This window comes from Phocaeicola dorei (assembly GCF_013009555.1).
GTDB lineage: Bacteria > Bacteroidota > Bacteroidia > Bacteroidales > Bacteroidaceae > Phocaeicola > Phocaeicola dorei.
Window position 1 is genome coordinate 4,097,656 of the sequence record NZ_CP046176.1, and the last position, 26,769, is coordinate 4,124,424.

Annotated in this window: 15 protein-coding genes; 13 read left to right on the forward strand and 2 right to left on the reverse strand. The window is 42.8% G+C overall.

The features are described 5' to 3' along the window. Window positions 1-45: 45 nt before the first annotated feature. From GKD17_RS17095 to GKD17_RS17120, 6 genes are all read left to right on the forward strand, one after another. The gene (locus tag GKD17_RS17095; protein WP_007831547.1) at window positions 46-363 is read left to right on the forward strand and encodes a hypothetical protein; all 318 of its coding nucleotides are present in this window, start codon (window positions 46-48) and stop codon (window positions 361-363) included. Window positions 364-605: 242 nt separating this feature from the next. Beyond that, on the forward strand, window positions 606-2,387 hold the full coding sequence (locus tag GKD17_RS17100) for an alpha-L-rhamnosidase-related protein (protein ID WP_007831541.1): 1,782 nt from the start codon (window positions 606-608) through the stop codon (window positions 2,385-2,387). A 42-nt stretch (window positions 2,388-2,429) separates the two neighbouring features. Next, on the forward strand, window positions 2,430-3,713 hold the full coding sequence (locus GKD17_RS17105) for an alpha/beta hydrolase family protein (protein WP_007831539.1): 1,284 nt from the start codon (window positions 2,430-2,432) through the stop codon (window positions 3,711-3,713). Window positions 3,714-3,728: 15 nt separating this feature from the next. Next, on the forward strand, window positions 3,729-5,582 hold the full coding sequence (locus GKD17_RS17110) for a rhamnogalacturonan lyase family protein (RefSeq protein WP_007831532.1): 1,854 nt from the start codon (window positions 3,729-3,731) through the stop codon (window positions 5,580-5,582). A 113-nt stretch (window positions 5,583-5,695) separates the two neighbouring features. Beyond that, a complete protein-coding gene (locus GKD17_RS17115) occupies window positions 5,696-8,983 on the forward strand; it encodes a glycosyl hydrolase (RefSeq protein ID WP_007831530.1) in 3,288 nt (1,095 codons plus the stop codon). 143 nt (window positions 8,984-9,126) lie between these two features. Continuing rightward, a complete protein-coding gene (locus GKD17_RS17120) occupies window positions 9,127-10,257 on the forward strand; it encodes a glycoside hydrolase family 88/105 protein (protein ID WP_371741508.1) in 1,131 nt (376 codons plus the stop codon). A gap of 118 nt (window positions 10,258-10,375) precedes the next feature. Here GKD17_RS17120 and GKD17_RS17125 read toward each other — a convergent pair whose 3' ends face one another. Both GKD17_RS17125 and GKD17_RS17130 read right to left on the reverse strand, forming a co-directional pair. Then, window positions 10,376-12,490, reverse strand: a complete 2,115-nt coding sequence (locus GKD17_RS17125; protein WP_007831526.1) for a beta-galactosidase — start codon at window positions 12,488-12,490, stop codon at window positions 10,376-10,378. Beyond that, window positions 12,469-14,823: a family 43 glycosylhydrolase gene (locus GKD17_RS17130; protein WP_007831524.1), complete on the reverse strand. Its 2,355-nt coding sequence runs from the start codon at window positions 14,821-14,823 to the stop codon at window positions 12,469-12,471. The genes GKD17_RS17125 and GKD17_RS17130 overlap by 22 nt, the downstream gene beginning before the upstream one ends. A gap of 211 nt (window positions 14,824-15,034) precedes the next feature. Between GKD17_RS17130 and GKD17_RS17135 the strand changes: the two genes are divergently transcribed. From GKD17_RS17135 to GKD17_RS17165, 7 genes are read left to right on the forward strand one after another with little or no spacing between them, the layout of a single operon-like run. Continuing rightward, window positions 15,035-17,902, forward strand: a complete 2,868-nt coding sequence (locus GKD17_RS17135; protein WP_007831522.1) for an exo-beta-1,4-galactosidase — start codon at window positions 15,035-15,037, stop codon at window positions 17,900-17,902. An 18-nt stretch (window positions 17,903-17,920) separates the two neighbouring features. Beyond that, window positions 17,921-19,195 (forward strand): rhamnogalacturonan acetylesterase, encoded by a 1,275-nt coding sequence (locus GKD17_RS17140; protein ID WP_007831521.1) that lies wholly within the window; start codon window positions 17,921-17,923, stop codon window positions 19,193-19,195. Between the two features lie 17 nt (window positions 19,196-19,212). Then, on the forward strand, window positions 19,213-20,697 hold the full coding sequence (locus tag GKD17_RS17145; RefSeq protein WP_007831520.1) for a glycoside hydrolase family 28 protein: 1,485 nt from the start codon (window positions 19,213-19,215) through the stop codon (window positions 20,695-20,697). Next, window positions 20,675-21,373 (forward strand): DUF4450 domain-containing protein, encoded by a 699-nt coding sequence (locus GKD17_RS17150; RefSeq protein ID WP_007831519.1) that lies wholly within the window; start codon window positions 20,675-20,677, stop codon window positions 21,371-21,373. The genes GKD17_RS17145 and GKD17_RS17150 overlap by 23 nt, the downstream gene beginning before the upstream one ends. Further along, window positions 21,370-22,173 carry a hypothetical protein gene (locus GKD17_RS17155; protein WP_007831518.1) on the forward strand — a complete coding sequence of 268 codons (804 nt, stop codon included), beginning with the start codon at window positions 21,370-21,372 and terminating at the stop codon, window positions 22,171-22,173. Before GKD17_RS17150 ends, GKD17_RS17155 begins: the two co-directional genes overlap by 4 nt. A 15-nt stretch (window positions 22,174-22,188) precedes the next feature. Continuing rightward, window positions 22,189-23,616 (forward strand): rhamnogalacturonidase, encoded by a 1,428-nt coding sequence (locus tag GKD17_RS17160; protein ID WP_007831516.1) that lies wholly within the window; start codon window positions 22,189-22,191, stop codon window positions 23,614-23,616. A gap of 12 nt (window positions 23,617-23,628) precedes the next feature. Beyond that, window positions 23,629-26,391, forward strand: coding sequence for an alpha-L-rhamnosidase (locus GKD17_RS17165; protein WP_007831510.1), 2,763 nt, complete (start codon window positions 23,629-23,631; stop codon window positions 26,389-26,391). The last annotated feature ends 378 nt before the right edge of the window (window positions 26,392-26,769 follow it).

Sequence of the window (26,769 nt, forward strand, 5' to 3'; positions counted from 1 at the left end):
ATTCAGCACTCCCCTATTTTCCACACCATAAATACTTATTTTATAATGAAAAAAATCGGTCGGTTTATATGCTTCACTACACTATTCTTGTTAATAGCGGGATGCAAACAACAAAAAACTATACGCTATGAACTTGTAGATGGCAATCCACAAATAGATTACATAGATTTCCTGAACGACACGCTATGCCGATTTGTCGCACCAGGACCATTGGTTCTAACAAGCCACTACACAAAAAAAGGAGATATTTATATAATACAAATCAACGATATAGTAAGCGCACGGCTATATAAAACAGAAGAAGGAAAGCTACGAGGTGAGGCTCCTTTTTTTGAAGGAATATGGATTATAAAAGAAAAGTGATATCAACAAGTTCTGTACAGTTCATTTACTCATTTCTTTTCATATAAAGAATCTATCTGTCAGTCCCCCCCCAATCAATAACTAAAATCCAATACAAATCCAACACGACGAATAAAGATTGTTATCCGTATATGAAAAAAGAACAGAAAGAAGATGAACAATATTCCATGTAAATGAATAAAATTCCATAGGTAAGACACCTTCTTCGTCTATATTTGCATAAATCAAAAATCAAAGATACTATGGAACTATTACCAGCAATCAGAAAAAGCATAATTGCATTCGCTCTGTTACCCGCACTTCTATATGCAGGTATCCCTCCCACCCTACAAAGCGATGCCTCACAAAGAATGACCAAAGATATCATGGACCGCGCTTACATCACCCCCAAACGTATTGTTACCAAATATGCAGGATGTAAGAATAATCTAATAAAAAACGAACACTATTTGTTAGAGCGTGGAAACGGCCAATCGGAAATGAACAGAAAAAAATGTTGCATAATGACCTCTACTGAAACAGAGAAGGCATCCTTATTACTGGATTTCGACAGTGAACTGCATGGAGGATTAAAGCTCGTCATGGGCAGTTCCAACCGTAGGGAGCCTTCTTTGGTAAGAATACGTTTCGGAGAATCTGTTGGAGAAGCCAACAGTACCACTTCAAATTCCGAATGGAAAGTGGGATTTTCAACAGACGATCATGCCAAACGTGATATCATCATGGAAATTCCCCGTGACGGCATGATTGAAATAGGTAATACCGGTTTCCGCTTTGTCCGCCTCGACTTGCTGCAAAACAACGCCACTATCTCTTTAAAAGAAATTTCAGCTATCCTGCGCTACCGTGATATTCCTTATCTGGGATCTTTTGAATGCAACGACCAACGTTTAAACAAAATATGGATTACCGGAGCCTATACTGTCCACTTGAATATGCAGGAGTTTTTATGGGATGGCATCAAACGTGACCGGGTAGTCTGGCTGGGCGATATGCATCCTGAATTAATGGCTGTCAGCCGTGTTTTCGGATACAATGAGGTAATTCCCAACAGTCTGGACCTGGCCTGCAAACAATTTCCGTTACCCAATTGGATGAATGGCATGAGTGCATACAGCCTATGGTATCTGATCAACCAATATGAATGGTATCACCAGACTGGTGATATTGATTTTTTAAAGAAACATTCCGACTATATCAGCGGATTAATCCATCTGATAAATGAGAAAGTGGATGATGCGGGAAATGAAACGTTAGCACCTGCCCGCTTTTTGGACTGGCCATCCAGCGGAAATAAAGCCGGAGTTGAGGCAGGCTATCGCGCACTGATCGTATGGGCTATGCAAGATGCACATCAATTGTCTTTAAAACTTGGTAACACTTCTGATGCTCAATTATGTCTGGACATTATCAACCGGATGAAAAAAAAGATATTACCTCACAACAATCTGAAACAGGCAGCTTCATTAATGGCCATCGCTGGATTGATGGATCCCCAACAGGCTTGCGATGAAGTTGTCTCTGTCGGTGGTGGAAAAGGTTTTTCCACTTTTTACGGGTATTATATGCTGGAAACATTAGCCAAAGCAGGTGAGTATGAGAAAGCAATAGATATCATTAACACTTTCTGGGGGGCCATGCTGGATTTGGGAGCAACCACGTTTTGGGAAGATTTCAATCTGGACTGGATTCCTAATGCCGCTCCTATAGACGAACCTGTTCCAGCCGGAAAAAAAGACATACATGGCGATTTCGGCGCCTATTGCTATCCCGGATTCCGTCACAGCCTTTGCCACGGGTGGTCCTCAGGACCTACCACATGGCTGTCAGATCATGTATTAGGTATAAAAATCGTGAACGTGGAACGCAAGCAGATCAGTATTGAGCCACACCTAGGTAAATTAGAATGGGCTAAAGGCACTTATCCCACCCCTTGGGGCGTGATAGAAGTCAGCCACGAGAAGAAAGCCGATGGTAAAATCGCAACCAAAGTGAAACTTCCGAAAGGTGTAAAACAAATTTAATTATAAGAAATCGTTATCAAACTTCTATAAAAACTGGATCTTATGAAAAACATAATGATATGGATTATGCTCCTCTTGAGTATAACTTATACTGACGCCCAAAATGGGAAGTCTCCTAGAAAAGACTATGCCAAATTAGCTAATTATGATGAAAGTAAGGTTCCGCAATATACCTTACCTTCCGTATTAATGTGTCACGACGGAGAAATGGTTCAGACCAAGGAACAATGGGAGCAAAAACGCCGCCCCGAAATTTTAAACCTGTTCACGACTTACATGTTTGGCAAAGCACCTGTATTAAAACACAAACTGCCTTGTACAGTCAGTCGGATCAATGAAAAAGCTCTGAACGGATGTGCCACCCGGAAAGAAATAACCATCCAATTAACAGACGATCCACAGGGTCCCCACATTGACTTGCAACTGTATCTTCCTAATCATGTATCAGGAAAAATTCCGGTTTTTCTAGGTATCAGCTTCATGCCCAATTACACGATATATGATGATCCCGATTTATCTGTCCCCGAAATAACAGATGAAAAAATGAAGAAAAGATCTTTCAGGGGATCAATGGACAAATCCTGGCAGCTTGATAAAATTTTGGAACACGGATATGGTCTGGCCACTTTCTGTTATAATGATGTGGATCCCGATTTTGACGATGACTTCCAAAATGGTGTGCATCCTTATTATTATGAGAAAGGGCAGAATTTCCCAGATCCGGATCAATGGGGTTCCATTGCAGCTTGGGCATGGGGCATGAGCCGTGCCATGGATTATCTGGAAACAGACAAAAAAGTGGATGCCAAAAAAATCGCCGTGATAGGTCATTCTCGTCTTGGCAAAACCGCTGTCTGGGCCGGAGCCTCCGATCCGCGTTTTGCTTTAGTCATATCCGGGAATTCAGGATGTTGTGGAGTTGCCATCTCACGTCGTTGTTTTGGTGAGACTGTAGAAGCCATGAATGTACGTTTTCCTCATTGGTTCTGCGGTAATTATAAACAATTTAACGACCGGGAAAAATACTTGCCTTTCGACCAGCACGAACTCGTTGCCCTGATTGCTCCAAGACCTATATATATCGCCAGTGCAGAAGAAGACAACTGGTCCGACCAAAAAGGTGAATTTCTAGGAGGTAAAGGAGCTGAACCTGTATATGCCCTCTATGGCTTAAACGGAATAGGTTGTGAAGAAATGCCTCCTGTGGATACACCTTACATGAATGGCTCTATCGCATACCACAATCGCAAAGGGCCTCACGCTATTCTTCCATACGATTGGGAACAATTTCTTCGTTTTGCTGACAAATATTTTAAAAACAAATAATTAATATATAAATCAATGATGAAAAACAAGAACCTACTTATAGGATTATGCTCGGTACTGCTGTTGCTTAGCATATCAATAAACATGACAGCTCAGGACTCGCGTGAACGTACATATTATTATGAAATACTAGAACCACGCCATGAGCCCAAACCGAAAATCAAAGGTTTTGCAACAGAAAGAGTAAAAGAGAACTTAGACAGAGGGTTAACGGCCACCTCATCTGTAGACGGGAAAGGTATCTACCTCAGTTGGAGGCTATTGGAACAAGATAAAACAGACACTCCCTTCCACCTCTACCGTTCTGCAAACGGCAAGACACAGCGCCTATCAAAAAATCCAATTAAAAACACCTGTGACTTTGTTGACCAAACTCCCGTTGCCGGAAAAGCAACCTATTGGATCTGTGCATTAGATAAAAAGAAAAAAGTGATTAACACATCTTCCAAATTGGATGTGGACTGTTCTTTATTGAAAAACTATCAATCCATTAAATTGAACCGTAATATAAAAGCAGGCAAAATAGCCGTTGCTGATTTGAACGGGGATGGTATTTACGATTATATCATTCGTACCCCAGAAAAAAATGTGGATCCCGGAATGCCCGGTACTCTGGATGGTTCAACTTACCAAATTGAGGCTTATTTAAGTGACGGCACTTTTTTATGGTCTAAAGATTTAGGACAAGGTATTGAGCCCGGTGTTTGGTACTCCCCTTTCATCGCATACGACTTCAATGGAGATGGCAAAGCAGAAATTGCCTTAAAAACAGCTCCGGAAACGACCAAACGAAATGAAAAAGGACGGGTAGACTCCGGTGAAGAATATCTAAGTGTATGGGATGGAATGACCGGAAAAGAAATTGCCCGCGTGGACTGGCCTGAACGGAATGACAGGTATGGAAATCTGGTCCGGCAAAACCGTAACCAAATAGGAATGGCCTATCTGGACGGCAAGACTCCTTATATATTGGCATGTCGTGGCACTTACAAACTGATGACTGTAGATGCATGGCAACTGAAAGATAACAAACTGGAACGTGCATGGCGATGGGACGGTGATGAAGAAAATCCCGTAGTAAGAAGCATGGGTTCCCATAATATGGTATGTGGTGATGTGGATGGAGATGGAAAAGATGAAATTCTATTAGGCTCATGCATGCTTGATGATAACGGGACTTTACTATGGTCTACCGGATTAGGACACCCTGATAAAATCTATCTGACTGATATCGACCCGGATCGTCCGGGTATGGAAGTGTTCCTTTGTCTGGAACCTTGGCACGAGAACGGACGTGGCGTTTGTGTTGTGGATGCCAGAACAGGACAACCGGTATGGAATATCGGTCATAAGACATTCCATGTAGGCGATGGGATGGTTGCTGATTTTGATCCGGTCCATAAAGGTCTGGAATGTTTTGCCAGCGAAGACCGTAAAGGAGGCAGCACAGACAAATATCTACTTTCGGCTGACGGTAAACCCTTAGGTAAAAATGAGGAAGTGCCCTCCTGCCGTAATTGGGCCTGGTGGGACGGTGACTTATTGCGTGAAACATTTAAAGGAGATGATAACCGATGGGGGGCAAGTTCCTCTTCAAACGGTCGTTCACTAAGTATTGTAAAATGGAAAGGAGAAACACTAACACAAGATATTGAAGGTGATATCTTAATGATTGCAGATTTATATGGAGACTGGCGTGAAGAAATAATAACCGCATTACCCGGTGAAATACGTATCTACACAACCAATCTTCCGGCAAAAGACCGTCGTACCACATTGATGCAGGACGGAATATATAGAAGCTATGTAGCTCATCGTTCCATGGGATACCCACAAGCTCCTGTCCCCTCCTATTATTTAGGAGAATAATATTAAGATTAGCATGAAGGATTCCTCTAAAAACTGTAACGGATATCCTTTTGTTGTAGGGGCGCTTTGATGCGCCCTTATGCATATAAAACTCAACTCTAATCATAAACATCATGCAAAAGATACTATTATTTATTGCTTCCCTTTTTTATTTCAACTTCTTATTTTCAAAAAATGAAATAAAATCCTGGCAAGGCATTCATGAAACACCCCTTTCCCGTCTAGAACAACAATTTGCAGAACCTCCTGTGGAATTTGCCAACCATGTAATATGGGGTTGGGAAGGGAAAATGGATAAAAAGACTATTTGCAATGACTTGGATTCTATCAAAAAGAAAGGATTCCGTGCCGTAATATTTGAAGCAGGTTACAAACTACCTTTCAAATATCTTTCCGAAGAATGGTTTAAAGCAATTCGCACCGGAGTAGTTGAAGCCAAAAAACGAGACATGAAAGTCTGGATTATTGATGAAGGAAAATATCCCAGCGGATTTGCAGGAGGAAAATTCTCACAGGAACGTCCCGATTTGAGAATGCAAGCTCTTGTGATAGGTGATACCATACAGATAAAACGGGGAGAAGTAATGACAAACCATAAAATAGCACCGGAAATCATCAGTGCGGTAGCCGTCAGTACATCCGGCGCTCCTAACAGAACTGTAGAAATTAATAATGGAAAAATAAGTTTCAACGCCGGGCTGGATGACTGGAAGATCCTATTAGTCAAAAGCGACTTTCGGACGGCTGTAACCCGAGCCGTTAATAATCCTAATGGCGGTAAAGATGCCACTAATTCTCTGTGTGATTATCTGAACCCTGTTGCCGTACAACAATTCATTGATTGGACACACAAACAGTATAAAAAATATCTTGGTAAAGAGCTGGGTACCACCGTACTTGGTTTCCGGGGAGATGAACCCGATTATGCACATTTACCTTGGACTCCTTCCATTGTCCAAACATTCAAAGATACAAAAGGGTACGATCCGACTCCCTATCTAGCCTCCTTTTTTACCGCTTCGCCTACCATACAGGAACAAAGAGTAAAAGCCGATTATTGGGATGTCTGGTCCAGCTTGTTTGCCACCCACTTTTTCAAATTACAAGCCGATTGGTGTGCAGCCAATGGAGTAGCCCATATTACCCATCTTAACAAAGAACATGAAATGCCCGCATGTGTAAAAGCTGAAGGAGACTATTTTCGAGCCTTAAGTAAAGTTCAAATACCCGGAGTAGATGCAATCTGGAACCAAATATGGCCCAGTACCCTTAATGATTTCCCCAAACTAGCCTCATCTGTAGCTCATGTTTATGGAAAACCTAGAGCATTCAGCGAAAGTTTTGCAGCTTACCACATCTCTCCTACCATTCCCCAAGCCAAATTTGTTGTAGATCATCAGATTGCCCGAGGGATTAACTTCTTTGAATTCATGTTCTGGCTGGCAGGATCCAAACATCGCAATTGGATGAGTGATCCTGGTATGAAAGGCCTGAATGAATATACAAATCGCACTACTTACCTGATGAGCCAAGGGAAGCCGGGAGCACGGATTGCCATGTATTACCCCACATCTACTATGTGGCTGGGTAACAATGAAGTTTATAAGGATATCGTCACTCTTACCCAACAGCTGTTAACTCATCAACGAGATTTTGACTACATAAACGATGATGCTTTTACGGAAGCACTGACCATAGGTCCCGGCTATCTGGAAAATAAAAGCAGCCAAAGATATGAAACATTGATTATCCCATCATCAGATGTTATTTCCGTATCTGCCTGGAAAGTAATAGAAACATTTTCCTCACGTGGAGGAAAAGTCCTGTTTTGGGGAAAGAAGCCCGCTTCTTTCATTGACAAAAATTTCACTGCTCCTGGTTCCCTATCAGATTTAACCAACAGCAGGATTGAGCCATCCACCAGATGGACAGCACATGTAAGCTCTTCCCTTCCGGAACCAGAAATGAAAATCATTTCACCTGACAATGATTCTATCCGCTACACACGCAGAGTAATGCCCGATGGCGACCTCTACTTCATATTCAATGAAGGGAATAAAGCTACAGAATTTACAGCAGACTTTGATAAAGTAGGAGTTGTAAAAGAATGGAATGCAACAGATGGCACACTCCAACCGATAAATGCAACAATTGTCAATAATCGCACCCGTCTGACCATTAAACTGGAAGCATGGGAAAGCAAGCTCATATCTATCGGAAAAAATAACAGAGAATATAACATTAAAGAATATGGCGTAAAAGGAAATGGCTATTCGGAAACAGCCACTTTACAACGTATCATTAATGAAGCAGCTCACAATGGAGGCGGAACGATAGTTATTCCTGCCGGGGAGTATCTAAGCGGCGCTCTATTCTTCCCACGTGGTGTAGATTTACGTATAGAAAAAAACGCCAAACTAATCAGCACTGTCGACCCCAATGAATTTCCTGTCATCCCTACCCGTTTTGAAGGCATAGAAAAAAGGTGGCGATGTGCTTTCTTGAATTTCGACCATTCAGACGGAGTTAAAGTTTATGGTGAAGGAGTTATTGATGGTAAAGGAGTAGAATGGAAAAAAATTCCATTCGGAAACTCCGGACGCCCCAGACTGGTATGTTTCACAGATTGCCCGGGAGGTAAGATTTCCGGTTTAAAAATGATAAATCAGGCCTCATGGTGTCTTCATGTACTTTACACAAACGGATTCACTATAGATGGAATCGATATCCGTGCATTGGAATATATACCCAGTTCCGATGGCATAGATATCGATTCGTCCAATGATATATTGATTACTTCCACCCGCATTGAGGCACATGATGATTGTATCTCCATCAAATCCGGACGAGACGAGGACGGACGCAGAGTAGGACGTCCCAGTGAAAACATTCTGATAGAGAACTGTCATTTCGCATACGGTCATGGTGGAGTGGCTATGGGCAGTGAAATATCAGGCGACATACGCAATGTGACCATACGTTCCTGCCTGATGGATAACGAAAACTGGAGTCCCTTACGTTTTAAAAGCCAGCCCAGCCGTGGCGGAACTGTGGAAAATATCACTTTTGAAGATATTATCATCAAAGGAGCACGCAGTATCTTTGATATCAATATGGAATGGCGTATGGTTCCTCCGCTTCTACCTGCACATTATCCACTGACCTGTTTGCGCAATATCCATTTCAAGAATATAAATGGAGAAGCACAATCAGCAGGAACCATGTATGGTTTTAAAGAGGCTCCATTCGGAAATGATACATTCTTTTTTGAGAATTGCCATATCAAAGCTCAAAAAGGATTAAGTATCTCAAATGTGGCCAATGTTAATTTTAAAGGTTTGGAACTAGAGATAAAAGAAGGGGAAAAGATTTATGAACGATCTGCAAATAAAGACAAATAGCCCAATAAGAACACTGATAAATAAAAAACACACTCGAAATGCGTACACATGCATAATATTCAAGGAAGATGTACACATTTCCATTGTAGAAAATCCCAGACCATCCTATTTTTGCGCTACCATTAAAACACTAAAACAACATGATGAAGAAAAAATTAATACTATCATTCTTTTTTGTCGCATTAGGTTTTGGAGTTGTAAAAGCACAAGACTTGCCGGACAAAAAAGAAACGTTGAAGACTGTTATAAAAGTCAATAATTACTTCATGAAGAAGTATGCCGATTATCGTACTCCTTCTTTTGTAAAAAATGTAACGCGTCCTAGTAATATCTGGACACGCGGAGTATATTATGAAGGATTAATGGCTCTTTACTCCGTTTATCCACGCGATGAATATTATAAATATGCTGTCGATTGGTCAAATTACCACGAATGGGGATTTCGCAACGGTACCACCACTCGCAATGCTGATGATTACTGTGCCAGCCAGACTTACATTGATTTATATAACATTTGTCCCGATCCGGAAAGAATCCGTAAGGTCAAAGCTAATATAGATATGCTGGTTAACACTCCTCAAGTAAATGATTGGTGGTGGATTGACGCCATCCAGATGGGAATGCCTGTATTTGCCAAACTTGGAAAATTGACCGGAGAACAAAAATATTTCGACAAGATGTGGGATATGTATGAATATACCCGTAACAAACATGGCGAGAATGGCATGTACAACCCAAAAGAAGGTCTGTGGTGGAGGGACCAAGACTTTGATCCCCCCTACAAAGAACCTAACGGTAAGAATTGCTATTGGAGTCGTGGCAATGGATGGGTATATGCAGCACTGGTACGTGTACTGGATGAAATTCCTACTAATGAAAAACATCGTGCCGACTATATCAATGATTTCCTGACCATGAGTAAAGCTATCAAAAATTGCCAACGCACAGATGGTTTTTGGAATGTAAGTATGCATGACGAATCAAACTTCGGAGGTAAAGAAACCAGTGGCACCGCTTTATTTGTATATGGCATGGCATGGGGGGTACGTAACGGACTGTTGGACAGAAAAGAATACCTGCCAGTCTTGTTGGAAGCATGGAATGCTATGGTGAAAGATGCCGTTCACCCTAACGGCTTCCTAGGACTTGTACAAGGAACCGGAAAAGAACCGAAAGACAGTCAACCTGTCACATACGACAAAGTACCCGATTTTGAAGATTTTGGAGTAGGATGTTTCCTGCTTGCCGGAAGTGAAGTTTACAAATTAAATTAATAATATGATTGGTTAGTGAATCGATTTTTCATAGACTATGATTTAAAGGTTAGATTTAGGTTAAGTAAAAAGGAGCGACTGTGAAGCCGCTCCTTTTTGTTCTATCAATCATACGTTTTCAATCAGTAATAGAAAATACCAATACTCCTGCTGTAGGAATTACCGGCTCTCCTATCAACACTTTGGCTCCCGAGGGAAGTACGAATTTATAAGGTTTATCTGTATAATTCAATACAATCCCCATACCATTGCGGTACTCTAAAGTAACACCATATGGTAAATCCATCACAGGAATATTCAATTGCGCATATAGTTTCTTCAAAATATCTTTCTCCAATAATCCGTCCGTACTATCCACTCCCACGTAAGTAACAGTACCTTTTCCCAACTTATGAGTAGTGACTGCCGGTTTTCCTTCATAAAATTCCTGTGTATAAGTAGCCCATACTTGTGAATCCTTACCCGGTTTCAATATCTCCCCCCAAGTATTCCATGTATATTCTTTTCCATCCATCCGTAATTTGCCAGGTTCTTCAGGAAGTAATAAATCATAAAACTCCATTTCATTACCGGTCAGTTCATTAATCATGGAACCAAAAGGAGCTTCGGGTAAACGTCCATGGCGATCTTTTTGGGCTGTACGGCAAGTTAAGACCAAATTACCACCCTTCTTTACATAATCAGTCCATCTATCTACCAATGCCTTGTCAGCCAATTGATAAGCCGGAGCTATGACCACAGGATAAGAGGAAAACTCCTTGCTTTCATTGATAAAATCTACAGGCGCACCAAAAGATTTCAACGTGCGATAATATTTCTCAATATGCCCCAATGTATTCCATGTACGATTTTGCTTCTGGCGCTCAATGCTCCATGAATTTTCATGATTAAAAAGAATGGCAGTACGACGCGCCAAATAATCGGCCGGTTTCACCTCACGAGCAGCAACCTGTCCCCGCAGCTGTCTGATTTCTTTCATGAACTGCTCATATTCACGTCCACCGGGAGTTACCGTTGTTCCGTCTGTACCTACAATGCCATAGTGATATTGTTCCGTACCATACAGAGGCTGGCGATAACGATAAGTACAGATAAAGTCGCCTCCACCGGCAAATACGCTCCACATCCATAAACGGACAGCTCCGGGCAGCGGTTGCGGATTGATACTCCCCCAATTCACCTGTCCTGGCTGAAGTTCCATTACTCCATAAGTACCTTGTATGGGTCTGAAAAAGTCATTGGCAAAAGCAATACGCAACGGATTTCCTACTCGATATCCGCGGCGACCAATACCTTCATTGTCTCCATACACCATATAGCGAGTATAACTTTGAAAATCAAGTGCAGGGCTGCCACCTATATGTCCTTCCTCATAATTAGGAATATAGTTAGTAGTCACCCATTGGTTCTTTGCATATTTTTTTATCAACAAACATTGTTCATTCAAAAAGTCGTTTGTCTGACTGGCAGCGAAACGGCGGTAATCCAAAATCTGATGATGATTCATAAACATCTGGGCAGTTTTAGGAAGAGTTATTTCATCAAAAGAAGAATAAACCTCACTCCAAAAAGCCGTTCCCCAGGCATCATTCAATGCTTTAATGTCATGATGATATTTTTCACGCAAAAAATCCCGGAAAGCCAGTTCGGCTTTCGGATTATAATCAAATTGTACGGCCGGCTCATTATCGAGCTGCCAGCCGATTATTCTGGAATCATTTCCATAATGCTGAGCTAACTTCTCTATCATTTTATAAGCCAGTTCTCTATAAACGGGAGAAGCAAAAGAAGCATGTTGACGTGCTCCGTGATCAAGCACGGTACCATTTTCATTTTTAATCAAAATTTCAGGGTATTTACGGCTCAGCCATACCGGTGGAGTTGCCGTAGAAGTACACATAATGACTTTCAAATCATATTTGGCAGCCAAAGCCACCGCTTTATCCAACCAGGAAAAATCATATTTTCCCTCTTCCGGTTCCAATTGCGCCCAAGCAAATTCCGCGAAATGGGTGAATTCAAAACCCAAATCGTGCATCTGTTTAAAATCTCTCTCCCATTGACTCTCATCCCAATGCTCAGGATAATAATAAGCACCGGTCAAGGTCAAATCCTTGTCTTTAAACCAAGGCTGTTGTGCAAAAAGTCCTCCGGCCAAAGAACAAGCCAAAAGAACGGTCACAAATCGTTTTTTCATGATAAAATAGTAATTTAATAGATTTTCCATTCCCATAATCCGGCTGCACCTTTATCTATGTGCAAACGCAAATAACGTACTTTATCTCCCACCGTTGCCACATGAGGTGAACATGCCTTCACCTCTTTTACTTCGGCACAAGGTTGCCAATTAGTGCCATCATTGGATTTTTCGAGATGCCAGGCATGACCTTCAGCAGGGTGTACAAAGGCAAATTGACACTCCGTTACTTGCATGGCTTCACCCAAATCCACCATCAGCCAAGGATGATCATCATTTGTTTCTGCCATCCAGCGTGTTCCATTAGACTGGTCGCCTGCATTTCCAGGGTGATATATATGTGTGCGTTCCACCTTGACAAGCGAAGTTTTATCAGCCAAAGGACAATTAGGCTGAGTTTCTATTTCAACCTTAGAAGTACGGGGAGAACGTACGCTGGATGCACTGAAAGAAGCTTTCAGCGCCTTATTTTCGCGCTGTTCCTGGCTGACAGCCAAGTAACCAACTCCCTTTTCATCAGGAACAAGTGTCTTTATAGTGCCATCCTCATTAAATTCCATCCGATTAGCATATACTTGGCGGGTAGTTCCTCCGTCACCGTACTCCAAATATACGAAAATATAATCGTCTGTTTCTTCATTATAAAATACATTTCCATGTCCCGGCCCCCAAACATTATTGGCAATGGATGAAAAAAGAAAAATATCATTGCCTTCGGGCTTTTCAAAGCCCGACAAAGGGGACTGCCGGCTCATCATGTAAGCATTTACATAATTCTGATTCCCTCTCAAAGTATAAATGTAATAATAAATACCTTTACGTTTAAACATAACCGGCCCTTCCGAATACCCTTGACGAGCTGTACTCATCACAATAGTATCACCGGTTAAATGCTGCCAATCGTCAGTCATACGGGCAGCCATCCGGCGGCGCCAGAATAAATAAGCAGTTCCATCATCATCCACAAAAGGTTCCCCATCTATATCCGGAGCAATACAAGATTGATCAAACCCATCCAAAGAATGAGAAGATATAGAATTACGTCCGGCAAAAAGGAAAGGACCTTCGGGACGGTCGGACTTCAGCACATAGGTACGTGCATTCTCATTCGGTTTTACAAAAGTGGTATAAAGATAATATTCACCATTCTTCTCCACTACTCTACCGGGTGCCCAATAACGAAAATATCCCGTCTTTTTCTCTCCTTTAGCATTGACATATTCATGTCCTTTATGCCAATCGAATCCCACAATATGTGACCCGTCAAAACTCCAGTTTACAAAATCTTTAGATTTCCATACCACAGGAGTACCTGCTTGTGACAACCCTTTATCAATATCAGTAGTACCATAAAGATAATAAGTATCACCAAATTTGGATAAAGAAGGATCAGCAATATTATCCGGAACAAGAGGATTAAAGTTATGGATACGAAGCAATTTATCAAGTACAGCCTTCTCTACGGTAAAAGCGGTTCCGTGACGGATTCCTTTTGGAAAAGATACACGATCAGACACATCTTCCCACGTCTTTCCATGATCACGACTGCAAACTGCTCCATATTGATGATTACGGTATTTATCAAAATAGACATAAAGAACATCATCTACAAAAAGTGGCGCAGGTCCCTCGCACCAATAATCTCCTGTAATAGAAGGAGAAACAGTAGTAGGAAATCCATCCTCTATTCGTGTTGTCCGTGTTATTCTCAAATTCTTCTCTGCCGGCAACGAGTTTTCATTCTTCACCACCATAATCAAGTCTTTCATCACCGGATCGCGTACAATAGCTGCATCAATCACACTAAAATCAGGATTAAAGAACAGTTTGGTTTCAGAAAATGTATTAAAATCCTTCGTCGTAACATAGTAAATACGATGGTTCAACCCTTTCTCACTCTCAATGACCGGCACTTCCTTGTGACGTCCGGGAATGGTCGTTGCCCAAAAAATATAATAAGTTTGCGAAGGTTCATCATAAAACAATTCAGGTGCCCAGCAATTATGTGCAGCAGGCTCATGCATCATTACCGGAATAGAACGCTGCTCACTCCAATGGATTAAATCGGGAGAAGAAGCGTAACCTATAATCCGGTCTGTCCAACTGGAAGTCCACACCATGTGAAAGGTTCCGTCCGGCGCCTGACAAATACTAGGGTCACGCATCAGACGGTTCTTCCCGACCGTGGGTATCAAGAATGATTTTCCATGATTCAGGGGAGTCCATGTCAGCCCATCCAAACTATAAGCCAAATGAAGACCGTCCCGACTGTCATTAATGAAATAAGAGAACAAATAAGCCGTATCACCGGCAAATAATCCGGAAACTGCCCCTAACAAGCAGAGCAAACTGAATAATCGTTTTTTCATGTATACAATGATTTAATTGTGAGCATACAAAGATAAAAAGAGATTTGGACTTTTTTCTGCACATACAAGGCATATCCATGTAAAATCGTACAAATATATCGCACATTACCCTTATTTTATACGAATTTCCATCTATATGTACTTCTTTCTATTTACATGCAAATGAAAAGACCTTAATTTAGCAACATCAAATTCAAAGTAAAAAGATACTATGAAAAAAACGTTATTGACAATCTGCCTAACATGGATGTGCTTCTCGTTAAGTGCACAAAAAATTATTGACTTATCCGGAAAATGGTCATTCAGTATAGACCGTCAGGATAATGGAGAAAAAGAAAAATGGTTCAGCCACACATTGAATGACTGCATCAACCTGCCCGGCTCCATGCCCGAGAAACTGAAAGGTGATGAGGTCACCGCAAAGACCCAATGGACAGGCAGTCTCTATGACAGTTCTTACTATTATAATCCATACATGGAAAAATACCGTAAAGAAGGTAATATTAAATTTCCATTCTTTCTGACTCCTGACAAACATTATGTAGGAGCTGCTTGGTATCAGAAAGAGGTGAATATACCTGCCGACTGGAAAGGTGAACGTATTTTGTTGTTTCTGGAACGTCCCCATATAGAAACAACTGTATGGGTGAACGGACAAAAGACAGGAATGCAGAATAGTCTTTGCGTTCCCCATCAATATGATATAACCCGTTATGTCCGTCCCGGAAAATGTACTATCACCATCCGAGTGGATAATCGTATCAAAGAAATCAATGTTGGACCGGATTCACACAGCATAACCGACCAAACTCAAGGAAACTGGAACGGTATTGTAGGACGCATCTGTCTGCAAACGACTCCGAAAACATATTTCGATGATATTCAAATATATCCGGAACCGGAACAAAAACTGGCACGTGTCAAAGTCGTCATCAAAGGTGCAGGCATTACAAAAATAAAATTATCAGCGGAGAGTTTCAATACGGATAAAAAGCATATAGTTCCCGCCATACAACAAGAAATCAAACTTAACAAAGGAGTAACGGAAACAGAAATGGTATTACCTATGGGGAATGATATGCTGCTATGGGATGAATTTCATCCGGCTCTGTACAAACTGAAAGCAGAAGTCACCAATGGGAAAAAAACTGAGATAAAAGAAATACAATTCGGTATGCGCCGATTTGAAATCAAAGGTAAATGGTTTTATGTAAACGGGCGTAAAACTCAGCTTCGCGGAACAGTTGAGAACTGTGACTTCCCGTTGACCGGTTACGCCCCGATGGATGTAGAAAGTTGGGAACGAGTATTCCGTATCTGTCGCAGTTATGGACTGAATCACATGCGTTTCCATTCATTCTGTCCTCCCGAAGCCGCTTTTATAGCTGCCGACCGGGTAGGATTCTATCTGCAACCCGAAGGTCCGAGCTGGCCCAATCATGGTCCTAAATTAGGTTTGGGACAACCTATTGACACCTATTTGATGAACGAAACCATCGCATTAACCAAAGAATATGGCAACTATGCCTCTTATTGCATGTTGGCATGCGGAAACGAACCTAGCGGACGCTGGGTAGAATGGGTGACCAAGTTCGTAGAATATTGGGAAAAGAAGGATCCCAGACATGTATATACCGGAGCATCGGTAGGCAACGGATGGCAATGGCAACCCCGCAACCAATATCATGTAAAGGCAGGGGCACGTGGCCTGACCTGGTCTAGAAGACAGCCATCCACCCAAGACGATTATCGTTTCCAGAATCATCTTGACACAGTGAAACAACCTTATGTATCCCATGAAACAGGTCAATGGTGTGCTTTCCCTAATTTCAATGAAATACGTAAATATACAGGTGTTAATAAAGCTAAGAACTTCGAAATTTTCAAAGACATTCTGGCTGATAACCACATGAGCGACCAAGCCCATCTATTTATGATGGCCAGCGGAAAGTTGCAAGCCCTTTGTTATAAATATGAAATAGAAAAGACACTCCGCACGCCTGATTATGCCGGTTTCCAATTATTGGCACTGAACGATTATTCGGGTCAGGGAACTGCACTAGTAGGTGTTCTTGATGTTTTCTTTGAAGAAAAAGGATATATCAACTCTGCAGAATGGAGACGTTTTTGCTCACCTACTGTTCCACTGATGCGTACAGATAAATTTGTATATAATAACAATGAGATTTTAAAGGCGGATATTGAAGTTGCTCATTTTGGTGCCAAGACATTAAAACAAGCAGAAATTGTATATACGTTAAAAGACGAATATGGCAAAGTATATGCGCAAGGCACATTGGCAACACAAGACATCCCTATCGGAAATTTAAATCACACTGGTAGCCTTGAGTTTCCGCTTACTGATATCCAAGAGGCTAAAAAGCTGAATCTGGAAATACGCATTACAGGAACAGAAGCTGTAAATGACTGGAATTTCTGGGTTTATCCCGCTCAAGTGACAATAGCCGAAGGAAAAGTATACACTACCGATACCTTGGATTCGAAAGCCTTGGAAATTCTTCAGCATGGTGGAAATGTGCTTATTACAGCTGCGGGCAAAGTGAGTTATGGTAAAGAAGTGGTTCAGCAATTCACTCCTGTATTCTGGAACACCTCCTGGTTCAAAATGCGTCCTCCTCATACCACAGGTATCTTAGTGAACCCCAAACACCCGTTATTCCGTCAGTTTCCGACAGAATATCACAGCAATCTACAATGGTGGGAACTGCTGAATCATGCTCAAGTGATGCAATTCACCCACTTTCCACCCGCTTTCCAACCTACGGTTCAAAGCATTGACACTTGGTTCATAAGCCGCAAGATAGGTATGTTATTCGAAGCCAATGTATTAAATGGGAAAGTGCTCATGACAAGCATGGACATTACCTCCCAGCCAGAGAAACGCATTGTAGCTCGTCAGATGCATAAAGCCATTTTGGATTATATGAATTCGGACCAGTTCCGTCCGCAATTTACTGTAACACCTCAACAAATCAGTGAGTTGTTCACAAAAACAGCCGGTGACATAAAATCTTATACCAATGACTCTCCGGATGAACTAAAACCGAAAATCAATTAATAACAATCTATATCAATCATGAAACAGATAGCCCTATTAGCTCTTGGACTTTTAGCGACATTAGGAGTCGAAGCACAAACTTACAAATTCGATTTTACCACAGGTAAAAAAACTAAAGACGGTTATACCAAAATAACTCCCGCCGACAGATACTCGGAGGAAAAGGGATACGGATATGACAGACAGCCCTCTCCGGAAGGTAAAAGTACAGCCCCATTCTTTTTCTCTATTACGGTACCCGATGGCAACTACCACGTCACAGTCGTGATAGGAAACAAACGCGCTGCCGGAGAAACAACAGTGCGAGGAGAATCACGCCGCCTTTTCTTCGAAAATGTGAAGACAAAAAAAGGGGAGTTAAAACCTTGTACATTTGTGATCAACAAGCGCAACACACATATTTCGGAAAAAGAAAATGTACGCATCAAACCGCGTGAACGCCAAAAATTGAACTGGGATGACAAACTAACTTTGGAATTCAACGGGGATGCCCCCCAATTGTCCGAACTGATTATTGAGAAAGTAAATAATGTACCCACAGTATTCCTATGCGGTAACTCTACCGTAGTAGACCAGGACAATGAACCTTGGGCAAGCTGGGGACAAATGATTCCCCGCTTCTTCAATGACAGCATTTGTTTTGCCAATTATGCAGAATCCGGCGAAAGCGCCAATACTTTTATCGGTGCAGGACGACTGAAAAAGGCATTGACACAAATGAAACCCGGAGATTATATTTTTATGGAATTCGGTCATAACGACCAAAAGCAAAAAGGTCCCGGTAAAGGAGCTTATTATTCATTTATGACCAGCTTGAAAACATTCATTGATGAGGCAAGGGCACGAGGAGCTTATCCTGTACTGGTAACCCCGACACAACGCCGCAGTTTCGATGAAAACGGGAAAATCAGAGATACTCACGAAGATTATCCCGAAGCAATGCGTTGGCTAGCTGCCAAAGAAAACGTTCCTTTGATCGATCTCAACGAAATGACCCGTACCCTCTATGAAGCAATGGGAGTGGAACCTTCCAAAAAGGCATTCGTACATTATCCTGCCGGAACCTATCCGGGACAAAACAGGGTATTGGCAGATAATACTCATTTCAATCCTTACGGAGCTTATCAAATCTCCAAATGTATCATTGAAGGGATAAAGAAAGCGGGATTACCTATCTCTAACTATTTGCGCAGCGACTATTCCGGTTACAATCCTGCACATCCGGATGCTTTGGACAGTTTCAAATGGAATGACAGCCCGTTTACAGAAATTGAAAAGCCGGACGGCAATTAATTTAAAAGTAAGAACAAATGAATAACAAAACATTATTATTAACCCTATCATTTACCTTAGGTACCCTCTTTACCAATGCCCAATCCCTCTCCGGATTCCAATGGGGAGAAGGGATGGGAACTCCTGACCTTTCGTGGACTGCCCAAGTAGGAGCCAAAACCTATCCTGAGGGAAAAATATTCCAAGCAGCCGATTACGGATTGAAAAATGACAGTACCCAGTTAAGCACTGCCGCCCTGCAGAAAGCTATTGACGAATGCCACCGTTCCGGAGGAGGAACAGTGGAAGTAGCCCCGGGATACTACCGGATTGGTGCCATCTACCTGAAAAGTAATGTAAACCTCCACCTCAACCAAGGTACGACGCTGATAGCCAGCGAGGATATAGATTTATACCCCGAAATGCGCTCCCGCGTGGCAGGTATCGAAATGGTATGGCCCTCGGCAGTCATCAATATTCTGGATGCAGAAAACGCAGCTATCAGCGGAGCAGGTACGTTGGATTGTCGTGGAAAAATATTTTGGGATAAATATTGGACCATGCGGAAGGATTACGAGAAACGCAAACTGCGGTGGATCGTGGACTACGACTGCAAACGAGTAAGAGGAATGCTCATCTCGAACAGCCGCCATATAACACTAAAAGACTTTACCTTGATGCGTACCGGATTTTGGGGTTGCCAAGTGCTGTATTCCGACCAATGTACCTTGAACGGACTGAAAATCAATAATAACGTAGGGGGGCATGGTCCCAGTACGGATGGTATTGACATTGATTCCAGCACCAATATCCTGATTGAAAACTGTGAAGTAGATTGCAACGATGACAATATCTGCCTGAAAGCCGGACGGGATGCCGACGGCCTGCGTGTAAACCGTCCCACCGAAAATATCATTGTTCGTGGATGCATTGCACGTAAAGGTGCGGGACTTATTACCTGCGGCAGCGAAACTTCAGGCTGCATCCGAAATGTCTTGGGATATAACCTTCAAGCATACGGAACCTCTTCCACCCTCCGTCTGAAATCTGCCATGAACCGCGGTGGAACCGTAGAAAATATCTACATGACCCAAGTGACAGCAGACAATGTCCGCCATGTACTGGCAGCGGACCTTAACTGGAACCCCAGCTATAGTTATTCTACCTTACCGGCTGAATATGAAGGAAAAGAGATTCCCGAACATTGGAAGGTTATGCTGACTCCTGTCACACCTAAAGAAAAAGGGTATCCGCATTTCCGTAATGTATGGCTCAGCGATGTAAAAGCTACTAATGTGCAAACCTTTATCACCGCTGCAGGCTGGAATGAGGAACTGCCTTTGCAGAATTTCCATATTTCCGGCATAAAAGCCAAGGTAAATAAAGCAGGAAGCATTATCTTTACCGAAGACTTCCACTTGGAAGATGTCCGGTTACAAGTAGAAGACGGCAGCCGTGTGGAAGAAAAAAACAATAAGAACGCACAAATCAATATCAGCTATGAAAACAACATGGAATTATAGCCGGTGGCTACTTCCGTTCTTTCTCTGTATGCTGTTGTCTGTCTTTAGCAACAACGCCCAGACTCTTCCCTTCCGCTTATCCAAAGGTGCGGGAACTTTCCGTCTGGGAGTGGTTTGCGGCAATGAAAGTTGCTGGCTGGACCAATGCAGTGTCAAGAAAAAGGGACAGGCTTATACCATTAAAGATAAATTATGGAAAGAAGGTGAAATAAAGCTGATTGTATGTCCATTGACAGATAGTAATGGTTTTATCATGGAGATTTCCGGTGAGCGATTACCCGAAGAGCTCAAACTTTGCTGGGCTTTCGGTGCATGCGACGGCGCAGACGACCCTGCCGTAACAGACAACAGTATTCCGGCAGCCTCCTGCTTCCATAATGTATTCAGTATAGAAGGAAACGCTTTTACTACCTATTATGGTGAAAGCATGAAACTGAGAACGGTTCATGGGGTATCTCCCATCGGTTCCGATATTCGTCTGTCCGACGGACATAAACAAGCATCCCCGCTTGCTTTATTCAACTCCGGTAAAAAGACAGATGCCCCTGTCATCTCTGCCCTATACCCGTGGAAACCGCAAGAAAAGCTCTACTTTTGTTTCTACCAACGAGCAGATTATAATTATTTCATGCTACCCGGATTATTCGAGAAAGAACATAAAACCCGATCAAAATGAAACGATTGTATCTATACCTGTTCTTCCTTTTCCTATGCCTGTCTGCCCAGGCACAAGAATTCAAGGTGTACCAATTTCCGGCAGATAAGGTTCCTGCCATAGATGGCAATACCCACGACTGGGATTGCGTTCCGGCTGATTATAAGATAACGGAAACAGCTTTAAAGGAAGACGAGGGAAAACATGCACAGCCAGATACCACCACCTTGAAAGTCAGTGTCAAAGTAGGTTGGTGTGCAGAAACTCAGAAGTTGTATTTTCTATATGAAGCATACGATAATTATTGGCGGTTCAGTGAGAACTCCTTGAACACGGATATTTTTGAAGTAGTGGTGGATGGCGATTGTTCAGGGGGACCGTTCATCGACCGTTTTCATCCCACAGCTCCCAAAGACGTATGGCAGGCTTGGTTCAAATTTCACGGATGCCATGCCCAGAACTATCACATCTTCACCCCGGCTCACGGCAATGACTGGTGTATGTTATGGGGTCCTCAAGTATGGCTGAAACAAAAGCCATACGCTGATTATGCCTATCAGTACTCTTTCAAGGAGGGTGAACCGGGTAAGCTGACATTGGAATTTTATATCACTCCCTTTGACCATGCGGATGCCGATGGTCCCGAACTATCTTGCCCTACTTTATTAAAAGAAGGAAATGAAATCGGATTATGCTGGGCAGTGATTGACTGGGATGCCCACCCTACCTCCAAAGACGGATTCTGGAATTTATCCGATGAACATACCATGTATGGCAATGCATCTTATTTACACAAATTCAAACTAATGCCCATTCAGTAAAAGCAAAGACAGACCATGAAACAACTCATACTCTTCCTTTTATGCCTCAGCACATGGACAGCACAGGCAAAGATATACAATGTAAAAGATTACGGAGCGAAAGCCGATGGTACTACCATTGACACCCCTGCCATAAATCGAGCTATTGAGGAAGCTGCCTCTCAGGGTGGAGGAACCATTTACTTCCCCGCCGGAGAATACGCGTGCTATTCCATACGTCTGGCCAGTCATATACATTTGTACATAGAACAAGGAGCACAAATTGTAGGCGCCTTCCCATCAGCAACGGAAGGTTATGACCTGGCAGAACCGAATGAACACACCCAATTCCAGGATTTCGGGCACAGTCATTGGAAGAACTCACTTATTTGGGGAATCGGTCTGGAAGACATCACCATCAGCGGACCGGGACTGATTTATGGCAAAGGACTCACCCGTGAGGAAAGCCGCCTGCCCGGTGTAGGCAACAAAGCCATCAGCTTGAAACTCTGCAAGAACGTGACACTGAAAGACTTCTCTTTGTTGCATTGCGGTCATTTTGGTCTGCTGGCTACAGGAGTAGATAATCTCAGCATTCTGAACGTGAAAGTAGATACCAACCGGGACGGTTTTGACATAGACTGCTGCAAAAATGTCCGCATCAGTCATTGTACAGTCAACGCTCCCTGGGATGATGCTATCGTGCTTAAAGCGTCCTACGGATTAGGCTATTTCAAGGATACGGAAAATGTAACCATCTCCGATTGTTTTGTCAGCGGATACGACCGTGGCAGTGTATTGGATTGTACCTGGCAACGAGACGAACCCCAAGCACCGGATCACGGGTTTGTAACCGGACGTATCAAACTAGGAACAGAATCCAGTGGCAATTTTAAAAACATAGCCATTACCAATTGCATATTCGAACGTTGCCGAGGTCTTGCCCTGGAAACGGTAGACGGGGGAAAACTGGAAGATATCGTCATCAGCAACATCACGATGCGCGATATTGTCAACGCCCCTATCTTCCTGCGGTTAGGAGCCCGGATGCGCAGCCCGCAAGGAACGCCCGTGGGCACAATGAAACGCATCCTCATCAGCCACGTCAATGTATTTAATGCCGACTCGCGCTACTCCTCCATTATCAGCGGAATACCGGGAGCCCTTATTGAAAATGTGACACTGAGCGATATTCATATCTATCACCAAGGAGGATATACAGAAGCCGACGGACTTCTGACTCCTCCCGAACAAGAGAAAGTATATCCTGAACCGTGGATGTTCGGAACGATTCCCGCCAAAGGTTTCTACATCCGCCATGCACGCAACATCACCTTGGACAATGTAAATTTCCATTACGAGAAAGCGGACGGACGTCCCTTGTTTGTCACAGAGGATGCCAATGATATCAGATACAGGAACATCACAGTGGATGGAAAAGAATTCAATGCAGCAAACTTATAAAAAACAAATAGAATGAAGAGAAAATATTTATTGTTCAGCCTATTACTGACCGGAAGCAGCCTTTATGCACAAGAATGGCCGGCAGTACACCCCGAAACCCGTCCGGCTACCCGCTGGTGGTGGCTAGGAAGTGCTGTCGATGCAACCAATCTGACCTACAATCTGGAGGAATATGCCAAAGCCGGACTGGGAGGTGTTGAAATCACTCCTATTTATGGTGTTCAAGGCAACGATAAGAATAACCTCCCTTTCCTCAGCCCGCAATGGATGAATATGTTGCAACATACTGAAACTGAAGGAAAACGTATCGGTATTGAAGTAGATATGAACACCGGTACCGGATGGCCCTTCGGCGGTCCTCACGTGAGTATGACAGATGCTGCTACCAAAGCTATTTTTCAATCTTATCAAGTAGAGGGTGGAAAAGAAATTACGCTAGATTTGAAAGTAGAAGAAGAAAAACAACGCCCTGTAGCCACTTTAAGCCGGGTTATGGCCTATAATGCGGACAATAAGCAATGTCTTAATCTCACTTCCAAAGCGAAGAACGGACAATTACAATGGAAAGCTCCGGCAGGTCATTGGCATATTATTACCTTATATATAGGTAAAACATTCCAAAAAGTGAAACGTGCCGCTCCCGGTGGAGAAGGCTATGTGATGAACCACTTGGATAAAGGAGCCGTAAAACGTTATTTTGCCAACTTTGACAAAGCTTTTAAAGAAAACGAGACCAATTTTCCACATACTTTTTTCAATGACTCTTACGAAGTATATGGTGCTGACTGGACTCCTGATTTCCTGGAACAATTCGCCCGTCGTCGTGGCTATAAACTGGAAGAACACTTCCCTGAATTTATAGCTCAGGATCGTAATGAAACCACCGCCCGCATAGTCAGTGACTATCGCGAAACAATCTCCGATTTATTGATTGAGAATTTCAGTACCCAATGGACTAACTGGGCACACGGTCATGGCAGCATCACCCGTAACCAAGCACATGGTTCCCCTGCCAATCTGATAGATACCTATGCCTCTGTGGATATTCCCGAATGCGAAGGATTCGGCCTGTCGCAATTCCATATTAAAGGATTGCGCCAAGATTCCCTGACCCGTAAGAATGACTCAGACCTTTCCATGCTGAAGTATGCTTCTTCCGCTGCCCATATCGCCGGAAAGCCCTACACGTCTTCAGAAACATTCACCTGGCTGACAGAACATTTCCGTACCTCACTTTCCCAGTGCAAACCGGATATGGATTTGATGTTCGTATCAGGTGTAAACCACATGTTTTTCCATGGAACCCCCTACAGTCCTAAAGAAGCCAAATGGCCGGGATGGAAGTTTTATGCCTCTATTGATATGTCTCCTACCAATAACATTTGGCAGGATGCTCCTGCTTTCTTTGAATATATCACCCGTTGCCAGTCTTTCCTGCAAATGGGGAAACCGGATAATGATTTTCTCGTTTATCTGCCTGTATATGATATGTGGCAGGAACAGCCGGGCCGTCTTTTGCTGTTCAGCATCCATGATATGGCAAAACGTGCTCCCAAGTTTATAGAGACCGTTCATACCATCAGCAATTGCGGCTATGACATGGATTATATCTCTGACAACTTTGTGAAAAGTACCCGTTGCGTAAATGGCAAATTACTGACCAAAGGAGGAACTTCCTATAAAGCCATCATCATTCCTGCTGTAAAATTAATGCCGTCCGAGGTACTCGGCCATTTACTAAAGCTGGCACAAGCCGGAGCTACTATCATCTTTACCGAAAACTATCCGCAGGATGTACCCGGTTATGGAAAACTGGAAGCACGCCGGAAAAGCTTTGCACAATTACAAAAGCAACTTCCGGAAGTTTCTTCTTTCGATAAAACGGTGGCAACTCCTTATCAGAAAGGAATCATCATTACAGGAAACAACTATCAATCTGCCTTGGAAAAAAGCGGTGTTATTCCCGAAGAGATGAAAACGCGATATGGCTTACAATGTATCCGCCGCTCCCATACCGATGGACATCATTATTTCATCTCCTCATTGCAGGAAAAAGGAGTAAACGACTGGATAACCTTAGCCGTTCCCGCAGAAAGTGCCATGCTGTTTAATCCGATGACGGGAGAAAAAGGGAAAGCACAAACTCGCAAGGAAGGAGGAAAAACCCAAGTACGTCTCCAGCTGCATTCCGGCGAAAGCGTGATCCTGCAAACTTTCAACCATGCCTTGACAGAGGCTGCCGAATGGAAATACGTTCAAGAACAATCTGTCAGCCTCAGCCTTGATCACGATTGGAAACTTCATTTTGCAAAAAGCACTCCCAAGATAGAAGGTACATTTGATATCGATACTCCGTCTTCGTGGACTGAAATTGCTCACCCCAACGCTCCGATTACCATGGCGACGGGAGTATATACTAATATCATCACTGTTCCCCATATTCCCGCCGATGACTGGATACTGGATTTGGGCGATGTGCGGGAAAGTGCCCGTGTGCGCATCAACGGACAAGATGCCGGAACAGCATGGGCCGTACCTTTTCAGTTGAAAGTAGGCAAATGGCTGAAACCGGGAGATAACAAGATAGAAATAGAAGTGACCAATCTGCCTGCCAACCGCATTGCGGATATGGATCGTCGGGGTGAGAAATGGCGTATCTTCAATGAAATCAATGTGGTAAATCTGCAATACAAACCGGTACCTTATACTGATTGGCAGCCATTGCCATCGGGATTGAATGGTAGTGTAAGGTTGATACCGGTTACTTATAAATAAGATATCCGATAGTGGTAGCCTATTGGCGGAGTTAATCCAGACTGTATTTGAAAGACTGAATTAATTCCGCCAATGTTTTTTACCTCATGCTCAGTGAGTGCACCTGCAACCGATCAAGCCGCAGCGAGACAGCATTTTATAGCAAAGCGGCCTATTTACGGATAGTATCCAAACGTTCCTAAGCGTCTGATCATTACCAGCCTGCTGCATATTATATTCCGGTTACAGCCGCATCAGCGAACCGGCAGGATATCCAGCATCGCTTCAAACATCATGGCTGTAGGAGTAGTCAAGCCTCAATTGAATGTATATCACTCCCTACCCTATAGCATAAGCCTTTTCTTTCTTCAGGTTAAGCCTTTTTATACGGATATGTTC